The sequence below is a fragment of the Microbacterium sp. JB110 genome, from assembly GCF_003335195.1.
Classification (GTDB): domain Bacteria; phylum Actinomycetota; class Actinomycetes; order Actinomycetales; family Microbacteriaceae; genus Microbacterium.
On sequence record NZ_QPGM01000013.1, the window covers coordinates 15,150 to 41,773 of the forward strand.

14 protein-coding genes and 1 pseudogene are annotated in these 26,624 nt (G+C 68.9%); 3 read left to right on the top strand and 12 right to left on the bottom strand.

From position 1 onward, the window contains the following. Positions 1-23: 23 nt before the first annotated feature. The 10 genes and pseudogenes from CIK77_RS17195 to recQ all read right to left on the bottom strand — a co-directional run bounded on the left by CIK77_RS17195 (position 24) and on the right by recQ (position 20,030). The gene (locus CIK77_RS17195; protein ID WP_087054270.1) at positions 24-989 is read right to left on the bottom strand and encodes an AAA family ATPase; all 966 of its coding nucleotides are present in this window, start codon (positions 987-989) and stop codon (positions 24-26) included. A gap of 59 nt (positions 990-1,048) precedes the next feature. Next, positions 1,049-7,219 carry an Ig-like domain-containing protein gene (locus CIK77_RS17200; RefSeq protein WP_087054147.1) on the bottom strand — a complete coding sequence of 2,057 codons (6,171 nt, stop codon included), beginning with the start codon at positions 7,217-7,219 and terminating at the stop codon, positions 1,049-1,051. 127 nt (positions 7,220-7,346) lie between these two features. Further along, complete coding sequence (locus CIK77_RS17205; RefSeq protein ID WP_087054146.1) at positions 7,347-9,389, bottom strand: acyl-CoA dehydrogenase family protein; 2,043 nt, start codon at positions 9,387-9,389, stop codon at positions 7,347-7,349. A 350-nt stretch (positions 9,390-9,739) separates the two neighbouring features. Next, on the bottom strand, positions 9,740-10,990 hold the full coding sequence (locus CIK77_RS17210) for an HTTM domain-containing protein (RefSeq protein ID WP_170934062.1): 1,251 nt from the start codon (positions 10,988-10,990) through the stop codon (positions 9,740-9,742). Positions 10,991-10,995: 5 nt separating this feature from the next. Beyond that, positions 10,996-11,904: a DUF5819 family protein gene (locus CIK77_RS17215; protein ID WP_140403495.1), complete on the bottom strand. Its 909-nt coding sequence runs from the start codon at positions 11,902-11,904 to the stop codon at positions 10,996-10,998. Continuing rightward, positions 11,901-14,852 (bottom strand): choice-of-anchor G family protein, encoded by a 2,952-nt coding sequence (locus tag CIK77_RS17220; RefSeq protein WP_181861435.1) that lies wholly within the window; start codon positions 14,850-14,852, stop codon positions 11,901-11,903. Before CIK77_RS17220 ends, CIK77_RS17215 begins: the two co-directional genes overlap by 4 nt. Before the next feature lie 138 nt (positions 14,853-14,990). Continuing rightward, on the bottom strand, positions 14,991-16,304 hold the full coding sequence (locus tag CIK77_RS17225) for an ISL3 family transposase (protein WP_087054269.1): 1,314 nt from the start codon (positions 16,302-16,304) through the stop codon (positions 14,991-14,993). Between the two features lie 238 nt (positions 16,305-16,542). Further along, a pseudogene (locus CIK77_RS17230) lies at positions 16,543-16,680 on the bottom strand (HRDC domain-containing protein); the annotation flags it as partial. Positions 16,681-16,721: 41 nt separating this feature from the next. After that, positions 16,722-17,828, bottom strand: coding sequence for an AAA family ATPase (locus CIK77_RS17235; RefSeq protein WP_212647445.1), 1,107 nt, complete (start codon positions 17,826-17,828; stop codon positions 16,722-16,724). A 123-nt stretch (positions 17,829-17,951) separates the two neighbouring features. Continuing rightward, positions 17,952-20,030, bottom strand: coding sequence for a DNA helicase RecQ (recQ, locus tag CIK77_RS17240; protein WP_087054140.1), 2,079 nt, complete (start codon positions 20,028-20,030; stop codon positions 17,952-17,954). A gap of 116 nt (positions 20,031-20,146) precedes the next feature. Here recQ and CIK77_RS17245 point away from each other — a divergent pair, with 116 nt between their 5' ends. The 3 genes from CIK77_RS17245 to CIK77_RS18260 all read left to right on the top strand — a co-directional run bounded on the left by CIK77_RS17245 (position 20,147) and on the right by CIK77_RS18260 (position 23,968). Continuing rightward, entirely contained in the window at positions 20,147-20,461 is a 315-nt protein-coding gene (locus CIK77_RS17245) for a GNAT family N-acetyltransferase (protein WP_087054139.1), read from the top strand. A 58-nt stretch (positions 20,462-20,519) separates the two neighbouring features. Further along, positions 20,520-21,077: an ECF transporter S component gene (locus tag CIK77_RS17250; RefSeq protein WP_332841623.1), complete on the top strand. Its 558-nt coding sequence runs from the start codon at positions 20,520-20,522 to the stop codon at positions 21,075-21,077. A gap of 146 nt (positions 21,078-21,223) precedes the next feature. After that, complete coding sequence (locus CIK77_RS18260; protein WP_087054137.1) at positions 21,224-23,968, top strand: ATP-binding cassette domain-containing protein; 2,745 nt, start codon at positions 21,224-21,226, stop codon at positions 23,966-23,968. Between the two features lie 7 nt (positions 23,969-23,975). Here the strand turns inward: CIK77_RS18260 and CIK77_RS17265 are convergent, their stop codons facing one another. Then, positions 23,976-24,938 carry a M15 family metallopeptidase gene (locus CIK77_RS17265; RefSeq protein WP_087054136.1) on the bottom strand — a complete coding sequence of 321 codons (963 nt, stop codon included), beginning with the start codon at positions 24,936-24,938 and terminating at the stop codon, positions 23,976-23,978. Between the two features lie 172 nt (positions 24,939-25,110). Beyond that, positions 25,111-26,624 (bottom strand): DEAD/DEAH box helicase (locus tag CIK77_RS17270; protein ID WP_114347298.1); only part of this gene is annotated, 1,514 nt, incomplete at its 5' end.

A 26,624-nucleotide genomic window follows, 5' to 3' on the forward strand; every position in this document is an offset into this window, starting at 1 on the left:
TTCCGGGTCGTGCGGCTGCGCGCTCAGGCGCGGTTCACGGGCGCGGCCACGGCGCCGAGCACGCGCTCGATCACGGTCTCGGCCGTCGTGCCGGCGAACTCCGCCTCGGCGTCGATCACGAGCCGGTGGGTCCACACGTGCGGCGCCAGCAGCTTGATGTCGTCCGGGGTCACGAAGTGGCGCCCGTTCGCGGCCGCCCACACCTTCGCCAAGCGCACCATCGCGATCGCCCCGCGCACGGAGACGCCGACCTGCGTTCCGCTGTCGTCTCGCGTCGCCTCGGCGAGCTCGGCGACGTAGCGCAGCACCGCCTGGTCGACGTGGCAGGTCGCGGCGAGGTCGGCCATGTCGGCGATCGCGTTGGTGGTGATGATCGGGGTGAGTGACGCGGCCGTGTTGCGCTCGGCGGAGCCGACGAGGATGCGCTCGGTCACCTCGAGCGTGGGGTAGCCGATCGACGTCTTGATCAGGAAGCGGTCGAGCTGCGCCTCCGGCAGCCGGTAGGTGCCGGCCTGCTCGATCGGGTTCTGCGTCGCGATCACCAGGAACGGGCGGCCGACGTCGTGCGTGGTGCCGTCGACGGTGACCTTCGACTCCTCCATCACCTCGAGCAGCGCCGACTGCGTCTTCGGCGAAGCGCGGTTGATCTCATCGGCGAGCACGATCGACGCGAAGATCGGGCCGTGGTGGAACTCGAAGGAGTGCGCGTTCTGGTCGTAGATCGTCACGCCGGTGACGTCGCTGGGCAGCAGGTCGGGCGTGAACTGGATGCGGTTCGATGTGCCCTTCACGGTTGCGGCGAGAGCGCGGGCCAGGCTGGTCTTGCCGGTGCCTGGGGCGTCCTCGAGCAGCACGTGGCCCTCCGCGAGCATCGTCGCGACCACCAGACCGACCACCTCGCGCTTGCCCATCAGCGCCTGGTCCACGCTGTCGACCAGGCGCGTGAAGGTGCCGTGGAACCATGCGGCCTGCTCGGCGCTCATCGTCATCGTCGTGTTCATCCTTCGTGTCGCGTTACTTGGTCGGTCACAGCGGCGCGGGCGGTGCGCTAGTACCAGGTCATGGCCTGCGCATTGCCCCAGCCCTCGATGCTGACCCAGGCTTTCTCGCCGGGGTCGCCGAAGTAGCACTTCAGTCGCACGGATCCGTTCGCGGGGACCGAGTAGGTGGAGTTGCCCCAGGTACCGCCATACGGACCATTCGCGTTGCACCTCAGCGTGTAGTTTCCGGCGGGGAAGTCCTTCACGTTCAGCACCATGTAGGCGCACGAAGACGACACACAGTTGGGCTGGCCCTGTGCCGAGACGCTCGACTTGCTCGTCGTGGCGACAGGCTCCGGGGGCTTCGGTTTCGGTTTGCTCTTCGCGCATGCCACGCCACTTGAAGCACTCTGACCTTCAGAGTTCGTGACCGTCGCTATGACGCACTTCGTATTCGAGTAGCCGACATTCTCGGTCTCCGACCATCCACCACCACCGGTAGAAGCAGACTTTCCGCCTGTGCCCGATTTGTCGGTGACGTACTTGATGTCCATGCGGACGATGTCACGACCGTTGTCGTCCTTCGGAGGGCTTGCGGAAAATGCGATGCTCTGGGCACCCGAGGGCTTGGCTGACACGGTCGGCGCGGCAGGCTTTCCCCACGGCTCGACGAGGTTCGAACTCGCGTCGCCGCCCCCGCTGGCGTGCGAGTACGTCGAGCCCTTCGTGACGGTGCGTACAGTGAATATGTATCCGCGCCCATTCTCCAGGTTCGTGATCTTCGTCGCCGTCCCGCCCACGGTCTTCCTGTGGTTCCCGCCATTGTCCTTCCAGGACACAACGTAGGTAACCTCGCTCGGCTTTGCCCCATTGAGGTCTGATGCGGCGCTCCACGTCAGGTTGACGGCCCCACCGGCAGCGGTGTTCGTGTCCGTCGCCGTAGCTTTCACGTTCGACGGGGGCCCTGGCGGAGTGGTCGCGCGCTGCGGGTTGCTCGCTGTGCTCCATGCGCCCCAGCCGGCTTTGTTCTCGGCACGCACCTTGTACGTGTAGTCATCCTGAGACACTGGAACAACATAAGTCTGCTGGTGGGTGGGCGCCGAAACGGTGACCGGCTCCGTGGCGCCTGCTCCACCCTTGCGCTGCACCTGGTATCGCATCACGCTGTCGCCGTTCGCATCGCCGCCGGTCACCTCGGGCCACTGCACAGTCATCTGCGACTCACTGCCGACCGGCTCCGCGTTCGAGATGGTCGGCTTGCCCGGCGCATTCGGCGGCGCGGCGGGGAAGTCCGGCGCCGAGCCGCGGCTGGTGTCTGACGGATCCTTCGCGCCGTTGCGCGCGAGCACCGAGAAGGTGTAGTTCTGGCCGTTCTGCAGCCCCGTCCAGGTGTGGGAGAGAGTTCCGCCTGGGAACTCCTTCTGGCTGGTGCCGTCGGGGGCTGCCGGCGAGATGAACAGCGTGTAGCTCTCGATCGGCGTGCCCTCGTTCACCGGCGGCGTCCACGCCACGTCGAGCGAGCGGTCGCCGAAGTCGGTGATCCGCGGCGCGTCGGGACGCTCCGGCTTCACGTCGGGCGTGACGACCGGCGACGCCAGCGACGCATCCGACTCGCCCACCGCGTTGGTGGCCGTCACGGCGAACCGGTAGTCCTGCCCGTTCGACAGCCCCGTGATGGTGCAGGTCGTCGCCTGGCACTGCTGCGACACGGCCGGGCCCTGCACGCTCGTGACGGTGTAGTGCGTGATCTGCTCGCCGTTGTTCGCCGGCGGGCGCCAGCTGATGATCGCCGAGCGGTTCATCTCCTGGCTGCCCGTCACCTCGGTGGGGGCGTCTGGCTTGCCCTTCACGGTGAGCTCGACCCGCGCCTGCGCCTGCCGATCCGGGTCGCCTGTGGCGTCCTGCACGCGGTACATCACGGTCATCGTGCCGTGGAAGTCGGCACCTGGCGTCACCTGCACGCGCGAATCGTCGTGCGAGACGCTGCCGGTGCCTGCGTCGACCCTGGCGTCGACGACCGTGAGGTCTTCATCCGGGAACGGGTTGAAGTCGTTCTCCAGCACGGCGATGTCGTACGACTCGCCCTGGTGCGCGTCGTCGAGCACGTCGTCGTTCGCCACGGGCATCGCGCGCCCGGTCGCCGTCACCGTGACGTGCACCGTGCCCGTGACCGGTTCGCTCTCGCCGTCGGAGATCTCCAGCGTGATCGCGGCCTGCTCGCCCTTGGCGTCAGGGCCCGCCTCTGCGACGAGGCTCTGCCCGTCGATCCTGGTGTCGATGGCCTGGTTCTCGCCGCCCGTGATCCGATACGAGATGCCTGCCAGGTCATCCGGATCGGCGTCCGTGGTGAGCGCGGCGAGATCGGTCGACTGCGGACCGTCGCCCGCGCCGACCTCGAGCGCACCGTCGGTGAATTCGGGGCTGACGTTGTCCGGAGGCAGCACCGTGACGGGGATCGACAGGGTCGACGTGCGGCCATCCGGGTCGTCTGGGCCGTCGCCGTCCGTCACCTCGAAGGTGATCGCGTCCGGGCCGTGGTAGCCGTCCTGCGAGGTGTAGGTCAGCGTGCCCGTGTCCTTCACCAGCGCGTCGCCGTTGGCGTGCACGGCCGAGACGCGGTCGGCCTGCGTGATGCGCACACCGCCGCCGCCCTGCACCGTGACATGGTCGGCGAGCGGCACGTCGACCGTCTCGCCGCTTTGCACCTCGATGCCCGTCGTGTCGATCAGCCGCGGCGCGAGGTCGCCGACCGCCGGCACGTGGATGAACGCCGAGGCGTCCTGGCCGTCCTCGTCGGTGATCGTGTAGGTGATGATCCGGCGCTGCTCGGTGACCTCGACGCGCACCATGCCGTCGCCGACCAGCTCGCCCTGCTCCGGCGCGATCTCGAGGGCGTCGACCGTGCCGTCCGGGTCCTCGTCGTTGGCGAGCACCTCGACATCGGCCGTCAGCTCGTCCGTGACGTCGCCGACCAGCACGGTGTCGTCGCGCGCGATCGGCGACTGCAGCGGAACGTCTTCGTCGACCGTGACCATCAGCAGGCCCGTCGAGCGCGCACCCTTCGCATCGGCGATCGTGTATTGCAGCGAGGTCTCCTGCTCGGAGCCCGGCGCCGTCACGATGAGCCGATCGCCCAGCACGTCGGCCGACATGTCCGGCACGTCGTCTGGCAGGATGAGCCCGTCGTCGACCAGGCCGATCCGGTCGCCGTCGGGGTCGGAGTCGTTGGCGAGCACCGGCACGGCGACCTCGCGGCCCGGGCGGACGAACAGCGAGTCGGTCACGGCGTACGGCGACTGGTTGACATCCTCGGCCCCGGCGATGCCCACGCGCACGGTCGCGGTCGATTCCGCGCCGAGTCTGTCGCGCACCCGGTACGAGAAGGTGTCGACTCCGACAGAGTCGGGGAAGGCCTCGTAGACGAAGTGGTCCTTCTCGACGGAGGAGACCTTGCCCTTCTCGGGAGCCGAGTCGATGCCCATCAGCTCGACCGAGTCGCCGTCCGGATCGATGCCGTCCAGCGGCACGGCGATCTGCGCCTGCGTGCCGGCCAGGGCGCGCGCCTCGAGATCCTCAGGACGCGGAGCCTGGTTGCGCTCCTCGTCGAGTTCGAGGATGTTCACCGTGATGAACGCCGAGTCTCGCTGGCCGCGGGAGTCCTCCACCTCGTAGGTGACATAGGCCGTGCCAGGCTCATCGCCCGCTTTGAAGCGCACGGCGTCCTGCGAGACGAACGCCTCCCCCTGCTCCGGCTCCGGCAGCGGGTCGACGAGGGCGGGCAGCACCGTCATCTCATCGTCGTTCGGGTGGAAGTCGTTGGCGAGCACGTCGACCGTGGCCACATCGCCGACGCGCACCGTGACCTCGTCGTCGTTGGCGACGGGCGGCCGGATGTTGGTGGGCGCGGGGATCGGAATGATCACGACCTCGCCGGTGGCGGAGTATGGGCCGTTCGAGACGCTGTAGGTGACCGTGACCGACTCGGCGAGCGTGCCGGTGTCCGTCACGCGCAGCGTCTCGTGGTTCAGCACCGAGACGCTGATGCCGCTCGCGTCATCCGGCACCTGCACCGACTGCAGCACGAGCACCCCGCCCGTCGGGTCCTCGTCGTTGCCGAGCACGTTCACGAGCGCTTCGCCCCCGGCCGGCAGCAGCGCCACGTCGCGCACCGCGACGGGCGGCAGGTCGACGGTCTCGTCGGGGATCACGTCGACGCGCACATATCCGACGGCGGAGTTGGGGCCGGCCGCTGTCATGTACTCGACGTACTCCGTGCCGACGCTGTCGCTGCGGAAGGTGAAGGTCTTGTTCGCGAAGTCGGGTACGATCGCGGCCCCGGCGATCTCGCCGACGTTGGTCAGCCGCAGCGACTCGTTCGTGGGGTTCACATCATTGGCGAGCGGCGCGACCGTCGCCGTCTCGCCCGCGCGCACCACGACGTGGTCGTTGTTCGCGATCGGCTCGGTCGACCCCACTGGCCGGATGTCGAGCTTCAGCACGCCTGGAGTGCTCGCGTCGCCGTCGGAGACGGTGATCGGGATGTCGTGCGGGCCCTGCGTGCCGCTGGTCGCGCGGTAGGTGACCTGGCCATCCGGAGTGAAGTCGACGCCGTCGCCCGCGAGCGGCTCCACCGCAGTCAGGAAGACGTCGTCGCCATCCGGATCGCGCCAGTCCTGCAGCACGTTGTAGGTGACCGTGCCGCCGACCTCGATCGGCACCACGGGCTCGCGCTTCGGCTCAGGCGCGTCGTTCTCGCTCTCGGGCCGGATCTCCACCGTGACGGTCGCGGTGTCGGTGCCGCCCCGACCGTCGTCGACCTCGTAGGTGAAGGTGCCGCTGCCGCTGACGCCCGGCTGCACGGAGATCTGGAACGATGATCCGGCCTCGACCTTCGATATCTCGCCGATGCGCGGCCCGCCGTCGGGCGCATCGACCGTCAGGATGTCGCCGTCGGCGTCCGAATCGTTGTCGAGCACCTTCAGCACCGTGGAACGGCCGGCGCGCACGCCGAACTCGTCGTCGTTCGCGATCGGGTCCTGGTTCTCCTCGGTGCGCTCTGGCGGCTGCACCTCGATCGTCTCGTCGGTCGAGTCGTCCTCTTCTTCGCTCTCCTCGCCCTCCGGCGGGGTGAGGTCGTCCCAGTTGTCGACCTTGCGCACCTGGTCGACGACCTGCCATGCCGCACCGTCGGCGACGTCGTTGAGCACGATCACGTCGCGGTTCACGCGGAAACGCAGGTCTGTGGTGCTGCCGCCGGACGGAAGCTCGACGGAGGTGTCGTTCTGCGCGCCCGCGCAGTCGCGCACGAACACACCGCTGGACGCCCATGCGGCGTACGCGCACCCGTTCAGCCAGACCGGCTGCGCCGGCACGCCGTCGCCTGCGCCGGAGGGCGACACGTTCGGTTCCCCGCCGGCGAGCGGGAACTGGTGGAGCTCCGATTCCGTTGCGACGAGCACGCTGTCGCCGTCCGCGGAGGTCTGCTGCAGGCGCGCGCCCTGCGCCTCGTCTCGCGGAAGCTCAGCGACGATCCCGTCGGGCGTGACGATCTGACCGGTCGTCCTGTCGAAGACGACGGCCGTCGCTCCCACGGCGGCGATGTCGACGCTGTCATCGGCCCCGAGCATCTCGAGGGATCGCCTGTCGGGTTCCGCAGGCTGGCCGTTGGCGTCGGTCGCGATCGTGAACACCGAGGCTGTGGCCGGGGAGACGGCGTGCACGATTCCGTCATGCCCGACAGTGACATCGGCGCCTTCGCCGAGCTCGAGCAGCGGTTCCTCCTCGGCGCGGTCGAAGCTGCCGACCGCCTGCGTCGGAACCACGTACAGTTCGCCGTGTTCCGGATCGAGCACGACCGTGGACTGCCCGCCCATCTCGACGTCGGCAGCCGGCATCACCTCTGCCGGGGTCGACATCGACATCGTCGCGACATCGACGGCCGCCACGGTGGAGGTCTGCTGATCGAAGAGCAGCACGTCGCTGCCCTGCTGGCGCACGTCGAACTCGGGGCTCGTGGCCCGGATGGAGCCGTCGAGCTGACGGGAGGGATCGTTGAAGTGGCCGGCCGCGAGCAGCGAGGCGTTCGTGAGCCAGACGCTGCCGTCGTGCAGATCGAGCTCGGTGGTGGGGTTCCCGTCATGCGCGAACGCGAGCGTGGTCACGGCCACGGCGGCAACGCCCACTACTGCGCCGCCGGCCATCGTCCGACGGCGGCCGCTCAGCCACGACAGCATCGACATGTATCTCCCCCTGGCCGCTCTCCGGTACGGCGGCAGGGCACAGCGGTGCCCTTCGCACAGAGCTTAGTGGGTGACGGCTCCGTATTCACAGGCGAGGCCCTGGGGAGAACTCCCCTGGGCCTCGCTGTCACCGCTTCTTCGGCTTGGGCTCCTTCTGAGGGGCGCTGCCGCTGGCTGCGAGATCGGCGTAGTACTGCGCGGCCTCCTCCTGGCGGTCGCGCTCCGCACCCGAGGCGATCGGTGCGCGCACATGCTCCGGCTCGTACGCGAACGCGTCGACGAGGTCCTGCGCGTGCGGGCGCAGGCGGGAGCAGAGGCGGTCGATGTAGCTCGACACTGCCGCGGCGCGCTGCGCCGAGAGGCGACCGGTGATCAGGTACCACGCCAGGTGCGTCTCGATCAGCTGCAGGCCGAACAGGTCGCGCACCCAGGTGAGCACCATGCGGCTGTCCTCATCGTCGATGCGGTCGAGGGCGTCGGTGAACGCCTCCCACTGCAGCAGCTCCGCATGCGCGCGGGCTGCTGCGATCAGGTCGTTCTGGTTCTCGTTGAACACCGCGGCGCTCTCAGCCGGCGACATCTTGGCCGCGGGGCGCAGCTTCGCGGCCACGTCAGCGACCATCTGCTCGACGCGCGCGGCGAGGAGCTCGTGCTGGTGGTCGGCGCGCAGACCGAGTTCGACGGAGCGGGCGGTCGAGCCGAAGTCGGTGACCGCCTGGCCGAGCCGGCGCAGCCCCGCGCCGTTGTAGATGCGACCGGCCGTCTGCCCGGCGACGAGCCGCGCCACGTCGGCCGGTTTGCCCGCGAACTGCTTGGCGTAGTCGCCCAGCAGGCGCTTGCCGACCAGCTGCAGCAGCACGTTGTTGTCGCCCTCGAAGGTGACATACACGTCGAGGTCGCTGCGCAGGCCGGTGAGCCGGTTCTCGGCGAGGAAGCCCGCGCCGCCGCAGGCTTCGCGCGCCTCCTGCACGATGTCGAGCGCGTTCCACGTCGACAGCGGCTTCAGCGCCGCGGCGAGGGTCTCCAGATCCTGCCGGTTGTCGTCGGTGTCTGCCGCACCACTGAAGACGGCGTCGAACTTCTGCAGCAGCTCGTCGTGCGCGAAGGCCTGGGCGTACACCGTCGCCAGTCGCGGCATCAGCCGGCGCTGGTGGCGGCCGTAGTCGAGCAGCACGGTCTCACCCGCGCCGTCGTTGTCGAACTGGCGGCGCTGGTTGCCGTAGGTGACGGCGATCGTCATCGCCAGGGCCGAACCCCAGGTGGCTGCGCCGTCGAGCGAGACGCGGCCCTGCACGAGCGCGCCGAGCATCGTGAAGAAGCGGCGGCCAGGGCTGGCGATCGGGCTCGAGTAGGCACCGTCCTCGGCGACGTCGCCGTAGCGATTGAGCAGGTTCTCGCGCGGCACGCGCACGTGGTCGAAGTGCAGACGGCCGTTGTCGACGCCGTTCAGGCCGCCCTTGGGACCGTCGTCCTCTCCCCCGACACCGGGCAGGAATGCGCCGTCGTCGTCGCGGATCGGCACCAGGAAGCAGTGCACGCCGTAGTTCACGCCGCCGGTGACGAGCTGCGCGAACACCGTTGCGGCCTTCGCGTGCTGAGCGGCGTTGCCGAGGTAGTCCTTCCACGCGCCGCGGAACGGGGTGTTCACGACGAACTCGCCCGTTTCCGCGTCGTATGTCGCGGTCGTGCCGATCGCCTGCACGTCCGAGCCGTGGCCGGTCTCGGTCATCGCGAACGCGCCTGGCAGGACCATGTCGGAGGCATCACGCAGCCATTTGTCGTGGTGCGGCTTGGTGCCCAGCTGCAGGATCGCCGAGCCGAACAGCCCCCACTGCACGCCCGACTTGATCTGCAGGCTCGGGTCGGCGGCGACGAGCTCCTCGAATCCGGCGAGATTGCCGCCCTGGTTCTCCTGCCCGCCGTACTCCTTCGGGTTCGCGCGGGAGTTGGCTCCTGCCTTCACCAGCAGGTGCAGCTGGGAGAGCGTGCGCTCACGATGCTCAGGGATCGCCTGGCCCTCGATGCGCCAGAAGGCGGAGTCCTTGATCATCTCCCGCGCCTCGCGCCGGATATCGGCCCACGTGCCGAGCAGTGCCTCGGTCACGACAGGAATGTCGATGCGGGCCTCGAGCTCGTCGGTTTCGGCGTGCTTGGTGGCGATGTCGGTCATGCGTAAGCCTCCTCGTGCGCGCTTCGATGCGCGCGAGTGGCCCGCGCTCTGGGGTGCGCGGGCCATCCGTATGCCTTCACGTTATGCCTGTCGACCAAACCAGAGGCAATGCGTTGTGCGAGATCGACAGTTCGCCGTCGGGAAGGTGCCATCCGCCCTTGTGCCCGGCGCATAATCTCGGAAAATCCGCAGTCTCTCGGAGCAGATCCTCGAATCCCTCCGCGCTTTCGCGCATCCTCCGAGCTTCTGCCGCCGTTGTCGACGAAGACGCCCACGTCTCCGCCGACAACGGCATATGCGCCCCGCTCGCAGTGAGTCATGCCGAACCGAGAGCGTCGCCGCGCGCCTCGTCAGCTGCCGCCGGAGGCAGGGAAATCCGCTCTGGCACGCCGCTCGCGGCGAGTGGCCGGATCTGCCTGCGGAGTCGTCTCGGCGGGCACCCTCGTGAGCGCGGGGGTCGTGTCCTGTGCATCCAGCACCGCGGACGACACCGTCACATCCTGCTCATCCGGAGCCGGCGTCACATCCTGCTCATCCGAAGCCGCTTTCGACTTCTTGCGCTTCGTGCTCTGAGCGGGCTTCTGCTCATCCGGGGTGGCCTTCTCCTGACGAGCGGGCAGCCATCCGGAGACTCTGTTCCACAGTCGACGCATCTTCGGCCGCACGAAGTCGGCGAGCCAGCGCCACGACTGCGTGCGGATGAAGATCATGTCGCTGAGGATCATCACGAGCGAGAACCACGGCAGCGCCAGCAGGATGCCGATCGCGAAGTGCATCCCTGTGACGACGACGAGGCCCAGGATGCGGGTCCAGCGGTTCAGCAGCAGCACGGGGAACATCAGCTGCCCGTACACGGCCGCGAAAGTCGCGACGATCACGAGCGGTGTGAGGGTCCAGACGAAGTCGTTCAGCCACGGCAGCAGCGCGAGCTCCTGCAGGCGCAGCGTGTAGTAGACGGCGGTGCCGTCGCCCCACATCGGGCCCTGCAGCTTCCACAGCGCGCTCGCGATATAGGCGATGCAGAGCTGGGCGCCGATCAGGATCACCGCGACGTTGTTCGTCAGCACGGGGAACCAGCTCGGCACCCGGAACCTGCCGAATCCGAGCGCGGGAGGCTCGCCCTTCAGCCTGCGCCTGCGCGCATCGAGCGACCACACCCTGGAGGTGTCGGCGAGCAGCAGGAAGATCAGCACCACGCGGAGCGTCTGGTGGTGGCCCGTGGCGAACAGCTGCGGGTTCGTCGAGGCGAAGCCGAGCAGGAGCACCAGGAACAGCGGCGAGATGATGCGCATCCGCCACCCGAGGGTGTAGAGCGCGGCGACCACGAGCAGAACGAAGACCTTGACCAGCGTGACCGCGTCGCTGTCGGCGCGGGAGAAGAGCTCGGAGATCGGCCAGAGGTAGTCGTCGGTGAATGAGGTGCGGTAGTACACCTCACCCCAGCGCGAGCCCTCGCCGAATGAGTACGACATGTCGGGCAGGAACATCAGGATCAGCGCGATGGTCATCGCGCCGAAGCCCATGCGCATCAGGGCGACGCCGTAGCTGCCGCGGCGCTCGTCGAGCACCCAATGGGTGAAGAGTTCCCAGATTCTGATCACCTGAGTCATTCCTCATCACCCCCGGTACCGCCGCCTGTGGAGTCCGTGTCGTCTGATTCCACGGTGTCGCCCGGCTGTTCCTCGTCGTCGGTGAGCGATCCCGAGACGCCTGCCTTCTCCGCCCACTTCAGGAAGCTGGCGGAGAAGCCCTCGGTGCTCTGACCCGACCACTCCATGACCGGGCGCCAGCCCATGGCCGTGTAGCTCGAGCTGAGCTCCTCCGGCTCGTCTTCGAAGCGTTCGTCCCACCGGATGATCGGGGTCGACACGGATCGCGTCTGCACGGCGATCACCTCCCCGTCGTCGCTCCACAGCGCCTTCGCTGCCTGCGTCGCGTAGGAGGTGGCGAAGTTCGATGCCCGGATGAAGGCGCGTGCCTCGGAATCGAGACTGTCGTCGGCCTCGATGAGGGCGTCCTGCAGAGGTGTGAGATCTTCGTCCTCGTGGAAGTTCTGTTCGGCGACTTCGCGCTGGGCCGTCGACATGTCGAAGTACGTGCTCATCAGCCGAAGAGCGGCCTGAATCGACAGCTGCTTGCGCAGCACGCGCCGTGCGGGTTCGGCGAGCTCGATCGATGTGGCATCGACCCACTTGGTCGTCACGCGCTCACCGTCGGGCGTCTCCACCCATGCCCTCAGCCACAGATTGCGGTCTGAGTTCGCCGGGTTGGGGGCGAAGATCCGGTAGTCCTGCTGCAGATACGGATTGATGTATCCGGATGCGGCCGCGCCGGGGAGCACATCGTTGCGGATGTGGTCGTACGGCGTGTTGTAGACGGCCGTGAAGAAGACGTGGATCGCGATGAACACCGCCGCGACGCCCGCCGCAATTCGCGCTGAGCGCGGGAGACGGGCCGGGCGTGACGCGTTCGCCACACCCGACCCGTTTCCGCGCTTGGGGTTACCCTTGGTCACCCGCGAACTGTACTACGCCGCGTCGCCACGACGATGCCGACACCGGCGAGCAGCAGCAGGCCGGCGATGGGCAGCATGCCGCCCATGTCCACACCCGTTGCGGGAAGCTCGTCGTCGCCGTCACTTCCGGTCCCGGCCTTGGCCACGACCTTGAACTCGTCGTCGACCGTGCCCGAGGTGGCACCGGCCAGCTCGACCGTGTGGTCTCCGAGTTCAGCGTCGCTCTGGACGTTCCAGGTGAAGGTGACCTCACCGTTGTCGTCCGCGACCTGCGAACCGAGTGCGTACGGGCTGGAGAACATCGTTCCCTTCACCGTCTCGCCGGGCTGGAAGCCGTAGCCGTGAGCAACCTGCTCCTGGCCGTGCTCGCGCACATCGTGCTCCAGCTCCATCGAGATTCCACCGTCGTCGGGGTCAGTCGCACCGTCAGTGTCGGTGCTGCTGTCCGTGGTGTCGGTGTCGGTACCGGGGTCAGTTCCAGGCTCGGTGCCGGGGTCAGTACCAGGGTCCGTGCCCGGGTCGGTTCCAGGCTCCGTACCGGGGTCCGTACCAGGCTCAGTGCCCGGGTCAGTTCCAGGCTCCGTACCGGGGTCCGTACCAGGCTCAGTGCCCGGGTCAGTTCCAGGCTCCGTACCGGGGTCCGTACCAGGCTCAGTGCCCGGGTCAGTTCCAGGCTCCGTACCGGGGTCCGTACCAGGCTCAGTGCCCGGGTCAGTTCCAGGCTCCGTACCGGGGTCCGTACCAGGCTCAGTGCCCGGGTCAGTTCCAGGCTCCGTACCGGGGTCCGTACCAGGCTCAGTGCCCGGGTCAGTTCCAGGCTCCGTACCGGGGTCCGTACCAGGCTCAGTGCCCGGGTCAGTTCCAGGCTCCGTACCGGGGTCCGTACCAGGCTCAGTGCCCGGGTCAGTTCCAGGCTCCGTACCGGGGTCCGTACCAGGCTCAGTGCCCGGGTCAGTTCCAGGCTCCGTACCGGGGTCCGTACCAGGCTCAGTGCCCGGGTCGGTACCAGGCTCCGTACCCGGGTCCGTACCGGGGTCAGTTCCAGGCTCGGTGCCAGGGTCAGTACCAGGCTCAGTGCCCGGGTCGGTACCAGGCTCCGTACCCGGGTCCGTACCGGGGTCAGTTCCAGGCTCGGTGCCCGGGTCCGTACCAGGCTCAGTGCCGGGCTCGGTTCCAGGGTCCGTACCCGGCTCCGTTCCAGGCTCGGTTCCAGGGTCCGTACCCGGCTCCGTTCCAGGCTCGGTACCGGGGTCCGTACCCGGCTCAGTTCCAGGCTCGGTACCGGGGTCCGTACCCGGCTCAGTTCCAGGCTCGGTACCGGGGTCCTCGTCGGCCGCGCGGACCGTCGAGGATGCCAGGTCGACCTGTGCGAGGTCGCCGCCCACGATCGCGATGCTCACGGCCGAGACGGTGAACGACTCGGGACCGAGCTTGCCCTCGCCGCCTTCCTCGGTCGGCTGGTCGTTGATCGTGACCGAGGCGACCTGGTTCAGCGCGTCGAACAGCGGCTGGAGGCCGGTGAGGACCGGGTCCACGATGCCGCTCAGGTTCGACGACAGGTCGGTGCCGATCGTGTCGAGCGAGGTGCTCAGCGTGTCCTGCAGAACACCGACGAGCGCGTCGACCAGCGGCGTGACGAGACCCTCGACCAGGTCCTGGAGGCTCAGCCCGACAAGTCCGAGGAGGGTGTCCAGGAGGCCGCCGTCGGCGATGATCTCGACCGTGGGGTCGCCCTCTGCGGTGCCAGCAAGCTGACCGAGGGTCGTTTCGACGATGATTTCAGCGTCGACGCTGGTACCAAGTGCGCTCAGCACAGCCGAAAGGTCCAGCGTCACCTCGGTGCTGTTCAGCACCTCTGTCACACCGTCAGTGACCTTCGTCGTGACCGTTCCGAGCGCGTCCGAGATCGCAGTGGTGACATTGCTGATCGTGGTGCTGTCGAGCAGCTCCGTGTTCGGGTCGAGACCGTTCAGCGATCCGCCGTCCGTGGCCGCGGCCAGGTCGACTGCGATGGTGCCGTTGGCGAGGTCGATCGACACGATGTCGTTCGGGTCGGTCAGCGGCTCGTTGATGATCGTGTTGCTCAGCTCGGTGAGCGCCGCGTCGAGACCGTCGACACCGATCGTGCCGCTGGAGACCGTTACGCCGGTCCCGAGCACGTTCAGGTCGATGTCCAGATCGCTGAGCAGCGAACCGACCGTGCCGTCGCTGGCGAGCAGGCCGTCGACGGTCGTACCGACACCACCGATCGTCGAGTCGAGTTCGGTCGAGATGTCGCCGACCAGCTGCGACGAGATGTCGAGCTTCGCGTCGGCGAGCACATACTCACTGCTGACAGTGCCCGCGTTCTCCTCCGCGGCAGATGCGACCGCGCCGAGCTCGAGTGCGAACTCGTCGATGACGCCGTCCGTGATCAGGTCGACATCGAGCTGGTCGAACAGGTTGGTCAGGTCGATCTTCGAGTTGCCGTAACTGCCGTCGTTGATGGCATCGACGTTGATGACGCCGTCTTCACCGACGACGCCCGCGCTAGCCTTCGACTCCGTGGCCGACGGCGTCGCCGCGTAGGCGTTCAGTAGACCGAGGTCGCCGAGCTCAAGCAGCCCACCGCCATCGGGGCCGCTGATGACCGGGATCGACACGCCGCCAACATCGACGGTCGCAATGCCGTCGAGCAGATCCGCGTTGATCGAGCCGGTGTCCACGAGCGGCTCGCTCGGGTTGCCGGCGTGCGCCGACACCGCATCGAGCAGGTCGCTTCCCAGCAGATCCGCGTCGAGGATCTGGCCCAGAGCTTCCGAGTCATCGTTCTCGTCCGCCGCAAGCGCGGGCAGTCCGCCCAGCGCGGCAGCGCCCAAGAGGGCGGCCGTTCCGATTGCGGCCGGAGCGAGCGCGCGGCGACCAATGCGCCGCAGCCCGCCAGGCCGCTTCTGTTCTTCAACTGACATGCAGTGCATCTCCCCAGAAATGACGACAATGGTCGATACTGCCCGCTCGCGGTGGCACGGTACGGACCGCACCGAGCTGGCAGACTCGTGACCTATCCAATCGGTATTCCAGGACGCTTGTCCACCGAGATTGGTGGCTCATCGTGTTTGAGGGTGTAGTAGCGGCCTGAACCCGCCGGTCTCGAGCAAGCTCCTCGCGATGTAGTGGGTCAGGTTCCTGAAGCCCAGGGCGGTGCCGCGGAGATGCTCGAGTCTGCCGTTGATCGCCTCGGACGGCCCGTTGCTCGTGCCGGGATGGTCGAAGAACGCGAGGATGTCGCCCGCGCGCCGCTTGATCGTCCGCCCGAGGGTGATCAACTCGGGCAGATCCTGTGGGACGCCGCCGGCGAGCTGGGCGATGACGCGCGTGAAGATCTTCTTCCCGGTGCCCGGCTTCTTGTGCCGGTAGGCGGCGACCGCGCGCTGGTAGACGTCCCAGGTGACCTCGACGGCGACATGATCGGGATGCGCGTCGAACACCGCCTCGAGCTTCGCGAGCTGGTGCTGTTTCAACAGTCCGAGCCCCGTCCTGAGCAGACGGCGGCAGCCGTAGAGGGGGTCGCCGGTTCGGCCGCGATGCCCGAGAGTCTCCTGCTGGACACGCTGCCTGGTCTTGTCGAGCGCATCGCCGAACAGCTGAACGACATGGAAGGGATCCATCACGGCCGTCGCGTCGGGGATCTCTTCGCCGGCGGCGGTCTTGTAGCCGGTGAAGCCGTCCATCGCGACGACGCCGACGCCGTCGCGCCACTGTTTCGGGCGCCCGGCGAGCCAGGTCTTGAAGGCGTGCTTCGAGCGGCCCGGGACCATGTCGAGCAGCCGGGCGGGGCCGGTCTTCTCGCGGGCCGGGGTGAGGTCGATGATCACGGTCACGTATTTGTCGCCGAGGCGCGTGTGGCGCCAGACGTGCTCGTCGACGCCGATCGTCGTCACCCCGTCGAACCTGCGGGGGTTGTCGATCAGGACGCGCCGGCCCTCGACGAGGACGGCGTCGTTGGTGGCATGCCAAGACACGTCGAGGGACTCCGCGACCCGCGCGACAGGCAGGTGCTGGCAGACGACAGCCTCCAAGGCCCACCGGATCGCGGCGCGAGTGAGTTTCCCCCGCGGCTCGGCCGCCGCCGTGGTGTCCTCGCGCCAGATCGTCCCACAGTCGGAACACGCGAAGCGGCGGACGCGGACGAGGAGCGTCGTCGGCCGCCACCCCAGCGGGACATGCGCCAGCCGGCGGGCCTGTGTCCCGCGGGCGATGCCTTCGGCACCGCAACCGCGACAGAACGGGTCGCGGTCGGTGACGCGGCATTCGAGTACCGCCTTGTCAGGATCGATCTGCTGGCCCGTGACGGTGAGGCCGTGCTCATCGAGGAGGCAGAACGCAGACAGGTCAGGGGTGGCGAAGGTACCGTGGATCATCGTCGAGGTCTTCCTGATGGACAGCGTGAGAACTTCCATCATCGGAAGGCCTCGACCTCGTCCCCGCGACCGCCACGCCGCCGGCTCGTCAACCGACGACTACACCCTCATCCGCGAAGAGCCAGATTGGTAACGAGCAGATAACGACTGAGACGACTCCCGCGTGATTCCGCGGTTCTTGCCTGGAAGTCTGTTGAGAAATGTCTCGATGCGGCCTCCGGGCGGCGCGCCCCCCGCGCTACGCCGCTTCGGCGATCACCCCGAGCACCGCCTCGCCGTATGCGTCGCGCTTCTTCGCTCCGATGCCGCTGATGCCGTCGAGCTGCTCGACCGAGCTCGGCCGGTGCTCCGCGAGAGCGCGCAGCGTCGCGTCGCCATCAGCGCCTGCACCCACGCTGATCCTCGACAACGCTCACATCAAAGGGCGCTGGCCGCGTGCTCGCGCAGGTACTCACGCAGATACGGGATCGTGAAGTCGACGAACCCTCTCCCCGCAGGCTGAATGACGGCCGCGTCGATCAACCGCTGCCGATAGATGGACACATACTTCGCGGACTCGCCGATTCGCCGCGCAACATCCGCGGTGCGTGCCGGGCCATCGTCGACGGCGATGGCTAGGAGCACCGTGCGGTCCACCGCGGACAGATCAGCAAGAGCCGCCGCGTGAACGGTGGAACCGAGGCGCTTCCGAGCAGCGGGAATGCCGCTGCTCGTCGCTGCGTCATCGATAGCACTGCCGGTCGTTTTGCGCCAGCAGTGATAGCCGACCAGCTGCACCATGAACGGGTATCCCCCGGTTGCCTCCGTAGCGGCGTCGAGCGCGCTGGAGGTGATTGTTCGCCCGTTCCGCGTGATGGTTTCTGCGAGCGACTCTCTGACATCGGCGAGGGAAACGTCGCTCAACTCTTCGCGGCTGGCACGACGCATGAAGGTGAGCACGCTGTCGCTGAGCACGTCAGAGACCGCCGAGGGCAAGCCAGCCATCACCAGGGCGATGTTCCGGTCCTCACGCACCAGATGCTGCACGACGGTTGCGAGATGCCGGATCTCACCGACACTCTTCCGATGGACTTCGTCGACTGTGATGAGCAGTCCGGTCTCGTTCGGTTCGAGTTCGTCAAGCAGCGATGCGGTGCTCTCGCGCAGGTCCGCCGGAGGATCTGCACGCGACTCGAAGGTCAGGCCTCCACCGACTACTGGCAGCGTGATCCCCCTCACGCGTGCGGAACGTCCTTGCCGCAGTTCCTCATGGTGACGCCGGACAGCCTGGGTGATGCGGTCGCACATTCCTGTTGTCGCAGTTTCGGCTATCGCGATCCATCCCTTTGCGACGACGATGTCGTGGACTGCGTTCAGTACGACTGTCTTGCCGACACCTCGAGGCCCGGTGATCAACGAGAGCCGCCCTGGCGCTCCGGGACCGTCATCGATCGATTCTTCGAATTCCTCCAGCACCTCGTCGCGCCCGACGAGAAGCGGCGGCGAAGCGCCCGCGGTCGGCTTGAATGGGTTGCGATACGCCATGAGATCCATCCTTATAGAGACTTTTAGACTCTTTAGACTCTTTAGACTCTAAGGATTGCTATGGACGCGCACGATGCCCGTCGTCCTTCTGCTGCGACCGATATCTGCATGCGTACGCACCGCTCAGCTCTCAGCCTGTGCGATGACCCCGAGCACCGCCTCGCCGTATGCGTCGCGCTTCTTCGCTCCGATGCCGCTGATGCCGTCGAGCTGCTCGACCGAGCTCGGCCGGTGCTCCGCGAGAGCGCGCAGCGTCGCGTCGCCGAACACGATGTAGGCCGGAACGCCCTGCTCGCTCGCCTGCGCCGTGCGCCACGCGCGCAGCGCCTCGAACAGCGGCCGGTCATCCGGAGCCAGCTGGTCGGCCGCCGACGCCTTCTTCGCACCGCCCCCGCCTCCGCCGCGGGAGACGCGCCCGATCACGTCGCGTCGCAGCGGCACCTGCGTCTCGCCGCGCAGCACTCCGCCCGATGCATCGTTCACGGCGAGCGTGCCGTACTCTCCCACGGCGCTGAGCAGCCCGCGGGCGAGGAGCTGTCGGATCACGCTGCGCCAGTCCTGCTCGGAGAGGTCCTGGCCGATACCGAAGGTCGTGAGCTGATCGTGCTTCATCCGGCGGATGCGCTCGGTCGAGGCTCCGCGCAGGATGTCGATGAGCTGGCCGGCGCCGAACGCCTGGTTGCGCTCGCGCTTCAGGCGCACGATCGTCGACATCAGCTTCTGCGACGCGACCAGGCCGTCCCACGTCTCAGGCGGTTCGAGGCAGGTGTCGCAGTTGCCGCACGGGCCCGACGCCTCGCCGAAGTAGTCGAGCAGGTTCTGCCGCCGGCACGACACGGTCTCGCACAGGGCGAGCATGGCGTCGAGATGCTGCTGCTGACGCTGCTGGATCGCCCTGTCGCCGTCGCTCTGCTGGATCATCCGGCGCTGCTGCACGACGTCGCCCAGCCCGTACGCCATCCACGCGACGCTCGGGTCGCCGTCGCGACCGGCGCGGCCCGTCTCCTGGTAGTAGCCCTCGACCGACTTCGGCAGATCGACGTGCGCGACGAAGCGGACATCCGGCTTGTCGATGCCCATGCCGAACGCGATCGTGGCGACCACGACCACGCCGTCCTCACGCAGGAAGCGCCCCTGGTGCTTCGCGCGGGTGCCCGCGTCGAGGCCCGCGTGGTACGGAATCGCGTCGATGCCCTTGCCCGCAAGGAACGCCGCGGTCTGCTCCACGGACTTGCGGCTGAGGGCGTAGACGATGCCGGCCGAGCCCTCCGGCTGCGACTGGATGAACGCGAGCAGCTGCTTGCGCGGCTCCGCCTTGGCCTCGACGCGGTACCGGATGTTCGGGCGGTCGAAGCTGGCGACGAAGTGCTTCGCCTCGGGCAGCGCCAGCCGCTCGGTGATCTCGCGATGCGTCTCGGGTGTGGCCGTTGCGGTGAGTGCGAGGCGCGGCACGCCGGGGAAGGTCGAGCCGAGCTCGCCGAGCGCCAGATAGTCAGGGCGGAAGTCGTGGCCCCACTGGCTGACGCAGTGCGCCTCGTCGATCGCGATCACGCTCAGGGTGCCGCGCTGCAGGAGGCTCACCGTCTGCGAGTTGCCGAGTCGCTCCGGCGCGACGTAGAGGATGTCGAGCTCCCCCGCGAGGTACTCGTTCTCAACACGGCGCCGCTCATCGGGGTTCTGCGTGGAGTTGAGGTAGGCCGCGTTCACACCGTTCTGGCGCAGCGCATCGACCTGGTCGTGCATCAGCGCGATCAGCGGCGAGACCACGAGCCCGGTGCCCTCGCGCACGAGAGCGGGAATCTGGTAGCAGAGGCTCTTTCCTCCGCCTGTCGGCATCAGCACGACGGCGTCGCCGCCCGAGATCACCTGGTCGACGGCTTCTGCCTGGTCTCCGCGGAACGACTCGAAGCCGTAGACCGTGCCGAGCGCCTCGAGCGCCGTCGCGTAGCGGGAGGGGGTGGCGGCGCGGGCTGCGGATGGCGCCGACCCGGGCGCGGCCGATCCGGATGACGGCTGTGCGCTGGTGCCGGAGCGGTCGATCTGCACGCCGGGCCCGACCCACTCGATCGCGCCGCCCTGATACGCCTGCTCGGCGTAGGGATCGCCGTGACCCGCGTAGGGGTCGCCGTACTCATCGTCGAGCGGCTCCTCGGGCGGAACCCACTCGTCTTCCGGGTGCGCGTAGGGTTCGCTCGTAGTCACTCCACCAGCGTAGGCGGCGGCTGCGACATCCGGCGCCTACGCGGCGCGCCTGTGGAGAACCTCGGCCCCCGGCATCGGCCTTCCCGGATGTCGGGAGTCTGGCGTAGCGTCGGCATATGGCTACCACAAGGGTCGTGCGCAACGATGACGAGCGCCGCTACGAGATCTTTCTGATCGACGACGCCACAGGGTCCGAGACGCTCGCGGGCTTCGCCCGGTTCACGCTGGGCACCAACAAGACGCGGTTCGTGCACACCGAGACCGACCCTGCGTTCAAGGGTCGCGGGCTCGGCAGGGTGCTCGCGGCGGAGGCGCTGGCCGACGTGGTCTCCCGCGGCGACACCGTCATGCCGCTGTGCCCGTTCATCGAGAAGTACTTGCGCGAGAACGACGTTCCCGGCGCCGTTGTGGAGTGGCCGACACGCGACTGAGGAGGTGGTTCATCCGGTACTAAGGCTTGCCTCAGCTGAATCCCGGTAAACTCGTCGGGTGAGCAAGCAGGGCATGTCGACGCGAGTGCTCCTCGTGTGCGCCGCGATCGCCGTCGTCACCGGTGCGCTGGGCGGCGCCGAGGGCTGGCTCTCCGTTCCCGTAATCGCCACGGTTCCCTTCCTCTACGGGTTCCTGCTCGGCGTGCACGCACTGCCGGGCATCGTGGCGCAGGAACTGTTCCGCCTTCCGGGCGTCGCGCTGCTCACCCACGTGCTGGCGGGGCTGGTCGGTTCGGCGATCGCTCCCGTGTACATCCCGCAGTTCCTCGGCACCGCGCTGATGTTCGGGCTGATCCAGGAGGGCGTGGCCGCGCTGTTCCGCTACCGCGCGTGGAGCTGGTGGCGCTATCTGATCTCGGCGCTGATCATCGGCGCCGTCGTCGCGGTGGCCGTGTGGTTCGCCGCCGACCTCGCCGCGCTGCCGGCGTGGGCGCAGGTGACGTACCTGTGCCTGTCGCTGCTCGGCCCCGTCGCGTGGACCATCGTCGGCATCAAGATCGGCAAGGCCCTCGAACGCGCAGGCGCCGCACCCCGCCGCCGCGTCGTCCGGAGCTGACCCGCGATGCCCCGCCGACTCACCGCCCCCTCGCGAGGTGCCTGGGCTTTGTCGAGATGCCACGACATTGACGGGGTTCTGGACCATCTCGGGGCACCTCGCGAACCTGCACGTGCGGCAGCAGCGCACGGACCCCGCCGCGCGACATGACCGCGCCCGTTCCGCACGCCCTGGTCACTCTCGAGGACGTGAGCGTCACCCATCCGGATGCCGATGAGCCGACGCCGAGGAACGTCTCGTTCCGAATCCTCCCCGGTGAGGTCGTGCTGCTGCTGGGCCCGAGCGGATGCGGCAAATCGACCCTCGCGATGACGCTGAACGGCCTGATCCCGCACGCGCACGACGCCGAGCTGACGGGCCGGGTGACGATCGCTGGGTTCGACACGGCCGAGGCGACGCCCGCCGAGCTGAGCCGACACGTCGGCATGGTGTTCCAGGACCCGGATGCGCAGATCGTCACCGGATCGGTGCTCGACGAGGTCGCGTTCGCGCTGGAGAACCTGCTGCTGCCCGCGGACGAGGTGCTCCTCCGCACCGAGCGCGCGCTGCGCACCGTGGGACTGTGGCAGCGGCGCGGCGACGACCCGAGCGTGCTGTCCGGCGGCGGCAGACAGCGCCTCGCCGTCGCGTGCGCGATCGCCCCCGAGCCGCGACTGCTGGTGCTCGACGAGCCGACCGCGAACCTCGATCCCGCGGGGCGTACCGACGTGTACGCCGCAGTGCGGGAGCTGGTGCGCGGCGGGGTGACCCAGCGGCCAGGAAGCGACTCAGCCGCGGAGCAGTCGGCACCCACGGCGCCCGGTTCGGCCGGGTCGGCGCACAGTTCGGCGGCCAGGCCCGACGCGCCCGCAGTGCTGCTCGTAGAGCACGACGTGAACGCCGTGCGCGAACTCGCGACCCGGATGATCGTGCTCGACCACGACGGCGCGGTCGCGATCGACGGCGCACCGGATGAGGTGCTCATCGAGCACGCGCAGCTGCTGCGCGAGCTCGGGGTCGGGCCCGACGAGGGCGGCGAAACCACCGCCGAGCCCACGCCGTCGAACGAGGTCGAAGGCGCACCCCCGCCCACAACCATCACCGAGCGCACACTGCCGCCCGCCGCCTCCACCCCATCCGGGGTCTCGCCCGATCACGGCGACGAGACCCGGCCCGCGAGACGCACACATATCAACCAAATGGGCGACCAAAGCGGGGCATCTCGACAAACTCCAGACGGTTCGGCAGTGGTGGCGCGAGCTCTGACCGTGACGCGGGGGCGCGGGCGGGGTGCCGCGACGCTGCTGCGGGATGTCACGCTCGAGGTTCCTCGGGGGTCGTTCACCGCGATCATCGGGCCGAACGGGGCGGGCAAGACCACGCTCGCGCAGGCGATCGCCGGGGTCGTGCCTCCCCCGCGCGGGCAGGTGCTGATCGCCAGGGATGGTGCGCCGCCGCTCGATGCCGGCAGCGCGAAGCCGCGTGAGCTGGCCGCGCAGATCGGCTTCGTCTTCCAGAACCCCGAGCACCAGTTCGTCGCCCACACCGTGCGCGACGAACTCGCGCACGGGCTGCGCCGACTCTCCCCCGCCGACCGCGACGCGCGCGTCGACGAGATGCTGGGTCGCTTCGACCTGCGAGCTCACGCCGACCGGCATCCGTTCCGCCTCTCCGGCGGCCAGAAGCGCCGCCTCTCGGTCGGCACCGCGCTGATCGGCGGTGCCGACCGGCCGGGCGGAGTGCTGGTGCTCGACGAGCCCACATTCGGCCAGGATCGCGCCCGCGCCGACGCGCTGCTCGCCCTGCTCGACGAACTCCACCGGGGCGGCACCACAGTGATCGTCGTCACGCACGACCCGGATCTCGTCGCCCGCCACGCGACGCACATCGCCGCCGTGAGAGACGGCAGGCTGGCAGGCTTCGGCCCCGCCGACGAGGTGCTCCCGCTGGTGCGCGAACCCGCGTTCTGGCGCCCGGATGCCGGTACGAACACACAGGTGCCTTCCGGGCATCCGGGCCCGGACACGACAATCGACAGTGACCAGTCGGCTTCTGCGGCAACGTCGACGGCGGCCGGCGCGGATCCGACCGTCCCGGCTCCCGTCGCGCCTCCGGGCCCCGACACAACGCTCGAAGCCGACCGCCCGATTTCCGCGGCCCCGTCGGCATCGGCCACCGCTGATACCGGCCATGACCCTCCGGATGTGCACCCCCGCGCCGCCCCGAGCCGCTCCCCGCTCGAGCGGCTCGATCCGCTGGCGCTGCTTGCCGCGGTGCTGCCGGCGATGATCGGGCTCGTGTTCACGCGCGATGTCGCCACACCGGCGATCGCCGTCGCCGCCGCGTACGCCGTCGTGCTGATCGGCGCGCCGAAGACGCGTGCTCTGGCCGTCTGGCTCTGCGTCATCCTGCCCGTGATGGCGCTCGCCATCGCCGGCGGCTTCACGCTCTGGAGCGACGCGGCCACCGGCGCCGCCACCGGACTGCGGCTGACCGCGCTGCTCGCGCTCGCGCTGATCCCCGGGCTGAGCACGGACGGCACCGCGTTCGTCCGCTCGGTCGTCGCACACCTTCGGGTGCCGTATCGCATCGGCTACGCCGCCCTCGCCGCCTACCGGTTCGTGCCGCGGTTCCGTCACGAACTCGAGGTGATCCGATCCGCGCACCGTGTGCGCGGCACCGGAGGAGACCCCGTCTCGCGCGCTTTCACCGCCATCGTGCCGCTGCTGGCCAGCGCCATCCGGCACGCCGAGCGCGTGGCACTCGCCATGGACGCCCGCGCCTTCGGCGCCTTCCCCACCCGCACCGAGCGCCACCCGCCCCGTTGGCGCGTGCGCGACACCGTCGCGGTCGTCGTGGGCCTTGTGGTGACCGCGGCTGTGTTCGCCTCAGGCGCGGTGCTGCCCGGCTGAGGAGGGCCTATTCGTAGTCCGGCGCCGCCTCGAGGCCGAAGAAGTCCTCGAGCGTGTGGAACTCGCCTTCGTGGTACGCGACCGCGAGCTCCGTGCCGATGTAGCGCAGGTGCCACGGCTCCGGCGAGTAGCCGGTCGTGTCGGTGTACCCCTCTTCGTAGCGCACGATGAAGCCGTACTTCCACGCGTTCTCGGCGGTCCACTGCCCCTGCGGCGACGCGCCGAACTGGTCCATCGTGCCGCACCCTGGGCTGCACGGCACCACGTCGACGGCGTACCCCGTCTGGTGTTCGCTGTGTCCGGCGTGCGCGGACGTCGCCTCGGCCGCCTCCAGCCCTGAGCTGTTCACGTAGCCGTTGAAGAGGTTCTCCTGCAGCCCGTACGAGCGGTAGCCGCTGGTCACGGCGATGTCGCCGACGCCCTCGGTCGCGGCGTCGGCGATCAGCCGGTTCACCGCGTCGGTCACCTCGGCGCGCAGCACGCTCGACGTCGTGACGCGCCGGTCGGGCGCGGTGAGGTTCTCCGGCACGTAGTCGATCGGGTCGAGCGTGACGTGCTTGTTCACGACCAGCCACGGCCAGCGCCCGTCGTTGAGCGCGATGCAGGGCGCGGAACCGGCCGCCACGTGCCCGCGGAAGGCCTCCGCTCCCCCGAGCGCCTCGATCACGGCATCCGGATCACCCGCGTCGAGAGCCTGGGTGACCTTCGCGTTCTCGCACGGCGCCGCGGCCGTGACCGCGTCGATGTCGGGCGCGGGCAGCGCCGTGGCGGTCGCCGGGCCGGTGGGTTCCTGGGTCGTCTGCGCCGCCGGCGCCTGGGCCGTCGCGGCGGTCATGTGCCCGATCGCAGCGCCGGCCGTGCCTCCCACCACGATGAGGAGCACCATCAGCATCCCGAGCGCACTCCGATGGCGCGGCGCGGCGCGATGCTGCGCCAGCGGCGTGCGCGCGGTCACCATCGAGAACCTCATCGCTTCCATTGTGTCGCACCGGATGTGAGCTCCCAGGGAACCCGTCCGGTATATGACGACGGGCCTGCACGCTGAACAGTGCGCTCTCCGGCTTCCGGATGCCGGACGGGTCGCGTCAGCAGACCCGCAGGCCCACCGACACGACCCCCTCAGTCGCGCATCCGGCTCCGGCTCACGCCGTCGTCAGATCCTCAACGGTCGGAGCGCCGGCGAGCTCGTCGATCAGGTCGTCGCCTGGAGCGGCCTCCTCGAACGGCGCCTCGATCTCGGCGCGGCCGAGCAGCTCCGTCATCCGGCGGCGGCGCTGGCGCGGGATAAGCGTGACCACGCGCCCCTCGTTGCCCGCACGGCCGGTGCGGCCCGCCCTGTGCAGGTACGTCTTGAACTCATCCGGAGCATCCGCCTGCACGACCAGATCGACGTCGTCGACGTGGATGCCGCGCGCGGCGACATCCGTGGCGACCAGCACCTGCGCCTTGCCCTTCGAGAAGCGCTCGATGTTGCGGGTGCGCTTGGCCTGGTTCAGGTCGCCGTGCAGCGCGATCGCGCGCAGCCCCGCGTCGTCGAACTGCTCGGCGAGCATCTCGGCGTAGGCGCGGGTGCGGGTGAACACCAGCGTCTTGCCCTCGCGGTTGACCAGCTGCTCGAGGATCTCGGCCTTGCGGCGGTGCTCGACGACCAGCACGCGGTGATCGATCGTGCCGGTCTCCTGCGTCTCGCCGGCGACCTCGTAGACGGCCGGCTCGGTGAGGAACTCGTCGACGAGCGAGGCGACCTCGCGGTCGAGGGTCGCGGAGAACAGCAGCTTCTGGCCGCCATCGGAGGTGAGGCGCAGGATGCGCTGCACCGGCTCGAGGAAGCCGAGCTCGCACATGTGGTCGGCCTCATCGATCACGCTGGTGGTGATGCTCGACAGGTCGAGCTTGCCCTGCTTGTGCAGATCCTCGATCCGGCCGGGCGTTCCGATCACGATGTCGACGCCCTTCTTCAGTGCACCGACCTGGCGGCCCTGCGGAACGCCGCCGTAGATCTGCGTGGTGAACAGACCCACGGCGCGGGCGATCGGCTGCACGGTGCGATCGATCTGCAGCGCCAGCTCGCGGGTCGGGGCGAGGATGAGGGCGACGGGTGCGCGGCCGAACTCGCGCTTGGTGCCCTTCTGGGCGCGCAGGATGCGCTCGACCAGCGGTGCGCCGAATGCGATCGTCTTGCCGGAGCCGGTGCGGCCGCGGGCGAGCACGTCGCGCCCGTCGAGGATCGACGGGGCCGTCGACGCCTGGATCGGGAACGGGCTCGATGCGCCCATGTCGGCGAGCGCGCGGACGATGTTGTCGCCGAGGCCGAGGTCGGCGAAGGTCACCTCGGCGACGTCACCCGCGTCGACGGCCTGCGCCGTGAGCTTCTCGTGCACGACGTCGATGTGGTCCTCCTGCGCACGGGTGCGCGGCGCCTGCTGCTGTTCGCGGTTCTCGCGCCATGCGCGCTCACCCGCGTACTCAGTGCGGCCGGGGGCACTGCCGGCGCGACGGTCGTCGCGGTCGGGGCGGGCGCCGGATGATCGCGAGCCGCGGTCGTCACGCGAGCCTGGGCGGCGGTCGTCACGACCGAAGCGCGATCCGGAACCGCGGTCGTCACGCGTGCCTGGGCGGCGGTCGTCGCGGTCGGAGCGGGCACCGCGGTCCGACC

What these genes read in the sequence shown, in the direction of transcription:
- CIK77_RS17195 (WP_087054270.1), bottom strand. Translation starts at nt 989, where the DNA reads ATGACGATGAGCGCCGAGCAGGCCGCATGGTTCCACGGCACCTTCACG.
- CIK77_RS17245 (WP_087054139.1), top strand. Translation starts at nt 20,147, where the DNA reads ATGGCTACCACAAGGGTCGTGCGCAACGATGACGAGCGCCGCTACGAG.
- CIK77_RS18260 (WP_087054137.1), top strand. Translation starts at nt 21,224, where the DNA reads ATGACCGCGCCCGTTCCGCACGCCCTGGTCACTCTCGAGGACGTGAGC.
- CIK77_RS17220 (WP_181861435.1), bottom strand. Translation starts at nt 14,852, where the DNA reads ATGTCAGTTGAAGAACAGAAGCGGCCTGGCGGGCTGCGGCGCATTGGT.
- CIK77_RS17235 (WP_212647445.1), bottom strand. Translation starts at nt 17,828, where the DNA reads ATGGCGTATCGCAACCCATTCAAGCCGACCGCGGGCGCTTCGCCGCCG.
- CIK77_RS17225 (WP_087054269.1), bottom strand. Translation starts at nt 16,304, where the DNA reads ATGATCCACGGTACCTTCGCCACCCCTGACCTGTCTGCGTTCTGCCTC.
- CIK77_RS17205 (WP_087054146.1), bottom strand. Translation starts at nt 9,389, where the DNA reads ATGACCGACATCGCCACCAAGCACGCCGAAACCGACGAGCTCGAGGCC.
- CIK77_RS17200 (WP_087054147.1), bottom strand. Translation starts at nt 7,219, where the DNA reads ATGTCGATGCTGTCGTGGCTGAGCGGCCGCCGTCGGACGATGGCCGGC.
- CIK77_RS17265 (WP_087054136.1), bottom strand. Translation starts at nt 24,938, where the DNA reads ATGAGGTTCTCGATGGTGACCGCGCGCACGCCGCTGGCGCAGCATCGC.